The sequence below is a fragment of the Arthrobacter sp. 2YAF22_2 genome, from assembly GCF_052114645.1.
Taxonomy (GTDB): domain Bacteria; phylum Actinomycetota; class Actinomycetes; order Actinomycetales; family Micrococcaceae; genus Arthrobacter.
The window spans coordinates 1-3,795 of record NZ_JBFRFD010000364.1; the positions used below are offsets into that span (position 1 = coordinate 1).

The following is a 3,795-nucleotide window of genomic DNA, read 5'->3' on the forward strand; positions in this document are numbered from 1 at the left end:
AGCGTGCGCGATCGCGGCGTCGCGCAGGGCCATGGCGCGGCGCGGGTCTCCCCCGGCGTTGACGGCGATCTTGACGTCGTCCACGACGGCGACGGCGGGCGTCCAGGCGGCGGAGGCTTCGTGGTCGGAGGCGTTGACGCACCAGATGCGCTGCGCCTCGGCGTCGGCGGCGACCTGCGCGTCGACAGCAAAGTCACCGGTGGCGGTCTGGACGAACCAAACGCCGTCGACGTCGGTGCTGCGGTATTCGCGGGGCTGCCAGGCGAGGAGCCCGGCGCCGGCCAGTCCGTTCAGCGCAGGGCAGGCAAACGGGGCCACGACCGTGACGCGGGCGCCGGCGTCGAGCAGCCCCTTGGCGCGTCGTGCGGCAACGGGTCCGCCGCCGACCACCAGCACGGGGCGGCCGAGCAGGCGCAGCGCCGTGGGATAAATGTCCTGAATTGCCATGCATCGACGATAGGGCTGCGTCCGAACGAGGAACAGCGTCGCGGAAACACCGGTTCACGCAGGGTAACGGGACGTAACTTTGGACCCGCCGCCCGGCACGCCAGCTGCCGCCTGGCCGGCGCCCCGGGGGAACTTTGACGGCTGCGGCATCCGCACCGGCCTCAAACGACGGCGTGTCCGTGTCGAAGCCGCCCCGGACGGCAGCCATCCACACCTCACCCCCGACTCCCGACTCCTTAAAGGCCCGCCGCCGGCAGGGCTGGCTACTTCACCGCAATGACTTCCACGAGTTTAATGTCGGGGTCCGTGGCGAGCAGCGCGGGGCCGTGTTCGCCCAGGGCCGCGGGGATGGCTCCGTTGAGGTGTGCCTGACGGTCTTCCTCGGTGTCGAAAGTGTCGAAAATGCCGAAGGTGTTAGCGCTGACCCGGAACGCATACCAGGTCCGGGTGCCCGGTTCGCTGAGGACGATTTCGCGGCCGCCGTTGAGGAAGTCCCAGACGTCCTGTTCCTTTCCCGCTTTGGCTTCGACCAATGCCAGCACTCCGAATTTTGGTGCCACGGCTGTCTCCTTGGATTGGGACGGATGGGCCGCGTACCGGCCCATTGCCGTGAGTGTAGGCCTGCGGCTGACCCGTGGGAAGGAGCGGGGGAATTAGCGGGTGCTGCCGGCGAGGAGGCCGCGGCGGCGCAGCAGTCGCTTTTCGACCGGGGCGAAAACGAGCAATTCGACCAGAATGCCGACGGCGAGGATCAGCAGGATGGCGGCCAGCACGATCGTCATGTCGGCGAGGTCGCGGCCCTGGTTGAGCATCGAACCCAGGCCGAAGCCGATGCTGCCGCCCACCGTAATGATTTCCGCGGCCATCAGGGACCGCCAGGAAAAGGCCCAGCCCTGTTTGAGACCGCTCAGGTAACCGGGCAGCGCGGCCGGGAGAACGATCTGCAGCGCCATTTGCAGGCGGGATGCGCCCAGGACGGTGCCTACGCGGCGGTACTGGGGCGGGATCTGGTCGACGCCGGAGATCAACCCGTTGATGATCGAGGGGATGGCACCCATCAGCACAACGAAGTACACGGTCGCGTCGGTCAGGCCGAACCAGATGATGGCGGCTGGCACCCACGCCACAGACGGCAGGACCTGCAGCCCGGAAATCAGCGGCCCGAAGGCCCTCCGAAGCGGGGCAACCTGGGCCAGCAGCAGGCCTACCGGCGTCGCGATGACCACGCTGATCAGGAAGCCCGCGAAGCCGCGCTGCAGTGAGGTCCAGACGGCCTCCTGCAGCTTGGCCTCGCTCCAGAGGGTGCCGAGCTGGCCGATGACATCCAGCGGGCCGGGCACCAGGTCACGGCGTTTGATGCCCAACGAGACGTAGACCTGCCACGCGATGATGAGGACGGCGAGTGCGGCCACGGGCAGGAGGATTCGGCTCCAGTCGATCCGGGCCCCGCGGGCGGCGTCGGATTGCAGCGAATCAAGTCCGGCTTCCAGTTGCCGCAGATCCTCGGCCCCGGTGGAGGACCGGGTCAGGGCTGCATGCACCTTGCGGCTCTCGGCAGGCGCATCCGCCACATGGAGTTGGTTATTGGGCATGACGGCGGATCTCCTCGCGTAGCCGGGCGGTGATGACTCCGGTCAGCTGTCCGGCCAGGCCGGCGTCGGTGCGGTGTTCCTCGGAGACGTGCCATTCCTGCACCACGCGACCGGGCCGGGAGGAGAGCAGCAGTACGCGCTGGCCCAGCCGGACGGCTTCCCGGACGTTATGGGTGACAAAGACGATGGTGCGGCCGGTTTCCTTCCAGATCCGTTCCAGCTCGTCGTGCAGGAGGTCACGGGTAATCGCATCGAGCGCCGCGAACGGCTCGTCCATCAGCAGCAACTGCCGGTCCTGTGCCAGCGACCGGGCCAGGGCCACCCTCTGGCGCATGCCGCCGGACAGCTCGTGCGGGCGCTTGTCCCCGGCCCCGCCCAGGTGCACCAGCTCCAGCAGCTCTTCGGCCTGCCCCCGGCGTTCAGTCTTGCCGACGCCCCGCAGCTTGAGGGCAAGCTCCACGTTTTCCCTGGCGGTGAGCCAGGGGAACAGGGMCGCGTCCTGGAACATGAAGGCGGCRCCGTCGCTGGGSACYTCMAGGGCGCCCGACGTCGGTGCCTCSAGTCCSGCSATRATGTTCAGCAGGGTGGACTTGCCGCAGCCGGACGCACCGAGCAGGGCGACGAATTCGCCCCGCTCGATGCTGGCGTTGACGCCGTCCAGCACCGGGGCGCCGTCGTCGAAGCGCTTGCCCAGGTTTTCCAGTACAACTGGCATGGTTACGTCCTTAGTGATGGTGGCAGCCGGAGTGGTGGTGGCGGCCGGGCGGCGGGACCCGGCTAGTCCTTGCCCAGTCCCTGCGCCGAGGTCTTCTTCGCCGCCAACGAGTTCAGGGCGGTCAAGTCGAAGATGCCGGTGATGTCCGCCTGTTTGGTGGTGCCGGCGTCGACGCCGTCCTGCTGCAGTTTTTGGTATGTCCCGGCGAGCGGGTCGACGGTGAAGGTGATGTTCTTGAGCGAGCGCTCGACGACGTCGGCGGGCAGCGCGGCGCCGCCGGATTCCTTCAGCGCGGCGTTGAGGACACTGGCTTTCTCGGCAGCCGGGGCGGCGGTGAGCCAGTTCACGGATTCGACGTGTCCCTTCAGGAGCGCCTTCACCGTTTCAGGGTGCTCGGCGGCGAATCTCTTGTTGACGATCAGAACGGTGGTGACGAACTCGCCCTTGTCCCACAGGTCCTTCTCGTCGACCAGGACCTTCGCTCCGGCCTGGAGCACCAGGCGGGAGGCCCACGGCTCCGGCAGCCATGCCCCGTCCAGCTTGCCGTCTTGGAACAGCTTCAGGGTCTGGGCGTTCTCGGTGGGATCGATCGTGACGTCACCGCCGCCGTCCGGGGAGGTCTTGTAGCCCTGTTTGCCGAGCCAGGCCCGCAGGGCCACATCCTGGGTGCCCCCGAGCTGCGGCGTCGCGATCTTCTTCCCCTTCAGATCCGCCGACGTGATGTCCGGCCGCACTACGAGCTGCGCGCCGCCGGAGGCCGCCCCGGCGATGATGCTGATGGATTCGCCCTTGCTCTTGACATAGGAGTTGATGGCCGGGTTGGGGCCGATATAGGTGGCGTCGATTGCACCGGCGTTCAGCGCCTCGATCGCCGCCGGTCCGGCGTTGAACACCTGGGTGCTGAGCTTGGTCTGGCCGAGATCCTTGGCGATAAACCCTTTATTGACGCCGACAAGGGCGGGGCCGTGGGTGATGTTTCCGAAGTAGCCGAGCTTCAGTTCGGCTGCCGCGGTGGTGCCGCTGGCCGGCGCTGCCGCGGCG

Annotated in this window: 5 protein-coding genes; all 5 read right to left on the reverse strand. The window is 67.9% G+C overall.

The annotated features are described in order from the left end of the window. Positions 1-447: precorrin-2 dehydrogenase/sirohydrochlorin ferrochelatase family protein (locus AB4Y86_RS14025; protein WP_441402818.1), on the reverse strand; the 447-nt coding region annotated here is incomplete at its 3' end. 263 nt (positions 448-710) lie between these two features. Next, entirely contained in the window at positions 711-1,007 is a 297-nt protein-coding gene (locus AB4Y86_RS14030; protein WP_441402819.1) for a putative quinol monooxygenase, read from the reverse strand. A 93-nt stretch (positions 1,008-1,100) separates the two neighbouring features. Continuing rightward, positions 1,101-2,039, reverse strand: coding sequence for an ABC transporter permease (locus AB4Y86_RS14035; protein WP_441402820.1), 939 nt, complete (start codon positions 2,037-2,039; stop codon positions 1,101-1,103). Next, positions 2,029-2,754, reverse strand: a complete 726-nt coding sequence (locus AB4Y86_RS14040) for an ABC transporter ATP-binding protein (protein WP_441402821.1) — start codon at positions 2,752-2,754, stop codon at positions 2,029-2,031. The genes AB4Y86_RS14035 and AB4Y86_RS14040 overlap by 11 nt, the downstream gene beginning before the upstream one ends. Positions 2,755-2,816: 62 nt before the next feature. After that, positions 2,817-3,795, reverse strand: a 979-nt coding sequence (locus tag AB4Y86_RS14045; RefSeq protein ID WP_441402822.1) for an ABC transporter substrate-binding protein, incomplete at its 5' end; no start/stop codon positions are given.